Below are 2640 nucleotides of genomic sequence, written 5' to 3' on the forward strand. Positions count from 1 at the left end.
AAACTCAACATTACAAATCGCGGCAAATTTAATCATTATTTGTGAACTACGAAGCATTCCCCGTATTTTTTATGTATAATCAAACATTATTTTTTGTGTATTCGTTATCGCACACGGGGAAAGATATGGGGGTTAACTAAAAACGCTGTGTCGAAACAGGACGGACAATATAGGTAAATTCCTTTTCTGTTTTTACCAAATAATCAAATCCACTGGTCAATATTATTTCCAATTTATCATCCAATACCAGATAACGGTCGTGGTATTCCGGCAATGTACGGTCTATAAACGTCCATTTTTCACAATGCGTTCTCAGCATATCTACATTCAGATACTGAGAATCATAGACAATAGACAGTTCCTTCGCTGGAAAAAGAAGTTTCAGGAGTTCTATATTTTCAGTACTCTGAAAAGAATATTTATCATATATACAGATAGTTCCGGCTTTCCTGCACAACGCAGAGATGTGCTCTATCGCTTTTTGCCGGCTTTCACGCTTAAAAAAACAAGCAGTCAGATTATTTTCAATTTTATCTCCATTTATGTTCACATAAGGATAATGATCCTTATCAGTACACAAAATAATCTTATATACTGTTTTCTGGGCTAAATCCTCTAACGTTTGGGTTGTAAAACCACTTCTTCTGAGTGTAGTCTCCAATTGCGGGCTAATCTTCTTTCCAATCCTCCTTAATTGACTGGTATTTGTTAAAATGGAAGGTTTATAATAATGTAGAAGGTTCTCAATCAAATTTCTATCGCACCCTTGCCCTTCCTTAAAGTTACAATATTCTTTCTGCAACTCATCACTTAATACAAAACTATATCTGTTTGAAAACGCCCTTCCTTATTCAACTGAATCCTTTCGAACGGGTCTATAATCCCTTTCTTATAATATATAATAGCCTGTTCCGCATCAAATGCCTTTTTAAATACCAGGTACTGCAACTTATTAATCAAATGATCGCAGTGAGTCTCTATAATCAACTGAATGCCGGCATTGGCAATAAAAGCAAAGAAATCCCCCAAACGGGATTGGGCAGCCGGATGAAGATGTATCTCCGGATTCTCAATCATGACTACATCTCCCGGGTTAGAGCGCAAGCACAAAATAAGCACTTTCGCCAAATAGCTTACCCCTGCCCCCAATTGTGTAGGTAAGATTCCCGGAATATTGTCACTATTGTATTTCACCTCTACCGTTTGTTCGTTTCTCTTTTCCGTTTTCAACTCCAGTTTCAATCCCAAGATATAACTTTGCCAATAATTAAGTTGAGCAGCCAAGGTAAACGAATTCTCATCTTTTATCAAGGCACTGGTTAGAGATTTGGATTTTTCTCTCTCAAAAGTCCCCAGCAAATAATTTCCATCGACACCACACGTAATCACCGGAGAAAGAGCTACCGAATTTTCCGCACCGACACGGTTAGCAGACAGATAAAATAGATTTTTTTCTATTTCCAGCCCGGCACATCCCTCTACATTTTCTCCTTCTTCCTTTTCCGATAGTTTATATTCCACCACCACACCATCTATATTCAATCGGATTTCAATCTCTTTTGCATTCTCATATATATTTCTAAGAGTAGAAAAAGAAGAAAGCAAATGGCTTAGAAAGAGCTGTCCGCTCTTAGTTGTCGCCTTGTTCACCAATAAGATAGCCTGCAGCACACTAGACTTTCCAGTCGAATTCAAACCAGTCAATAAAGTTAATGGCTTCAATGCCATCTTTTCGTACTTAATATTTTTCAGACCGCTTATTGTCAGTTCCCGTATCATTATATTAGTTCTTTTAAAAATTGATTTATACGTGAATATCTATAGCCCAGACTAGTTACAGAATCAACATTTCCCTGAAAATAACCACTTTCGTCCAATGATTCCTTCAACTCCTCGATAGCTAACCGTATCTCCTTTTTGTTTTCTTGATTCCAGTCAAACAAGAATAAGTAGGTCAGACACTCAAACAAAGGCATATTAATCGGACGGCGTTTTCCTATACCTGAAAAACGGAAAGCATCTTCCCCTAACAATAAATAGATGTTCCTTAAAGCGCTTAAAAATTTCTCTTTCAACTTTTCCACTTCCTCTTGTGTCATGAGTTGATTGACAAATATCATCACTTTAGCCAAAAAATCATCTATGTCGCTTCGATATTCTATGGGTTTGCCCAGATCGGCTGTTTGCAACTGCTCTGTCATTAACAGGTAAAAAGCTATTGCCCGTAACACGATATACCGGTCCCTCATCCGAGTAGGGCTGACACCTCCTCCCGTTGCATCCTTAAATTCATCCGACTCACAAATATCATCAATAAGTGTAGTTGCATTGCCCCGATATAAGGCATTACGCATTTCTTGATTATTCAATCGGGTTCCGCCACGATTTACTCTATCAAAAATATCATATTTCACGCGTTCCGGAGTCGGAGGCTGAATGATATAGAAAAACAGTTGGTAATCTTCAAATATCCCTTGCAATTTTAAATCCAGATCAGTAAATGCACAACCATTCAAAGCATGCAGTATTTTCAAATCCTTTAATTTAAATCCTCCCTTTAAAAAACTTAATATTGTATTGATACGCTGCCGTCCGTCAACAACCTGTTTCTTCCCATCTTTTGCCTCAAATAAATACATG

3 protein-coding genes are annotated in these 2640 nt (G+C 37.6%); all 3 read right to left on the reverse strand.

All coding sequences use genetic code 11. The features are described from left to right. Nucleotides 1-136 precede the first annotated feature (136 nt). Nucleotides 137-661, reverse strand: coding sequence for a hypothetical protein (locus tag BHV72_RS17415; protein WP_286857172.1), 525 nt, complete (start codon nucleotides 659-661; stop codon nucleotides 137-139). Nucleotides 662-810: 149 nt separating this feature from the next. Next, nucleotides 811-1779: an AAA family ATPase gene (locus BHV72_RS17420; protein ID WP_286857174.1), complete on the reverse strand. Its 969-nt coding sequence runs from the start codon at nucleotides 1777-1779 to the stop codon at nucleotides 811-813. Beyond that, on the reverse strand, nucleotides 1779-2640 hold an 862-nt coding region (locus tag BHV72_RS17425; RefSeq protein ID WP_286857177.1), incomplete at its 5' end, for a GmrSD restriction endonuclease domain-containing protein. The genes BHV72_RS17420 and BHV72_RS17425, both read right to left, overlap by 1 nt.

Source organism: Bacteroides sp. 43_46, assembly GCF_001915455.1.
Lineage (GTDB): Bacteria > Bacteroidota > Bacteroidia > Bacteroidales > Bacteroidaceae > Bacteroides > Bacteroides caccae.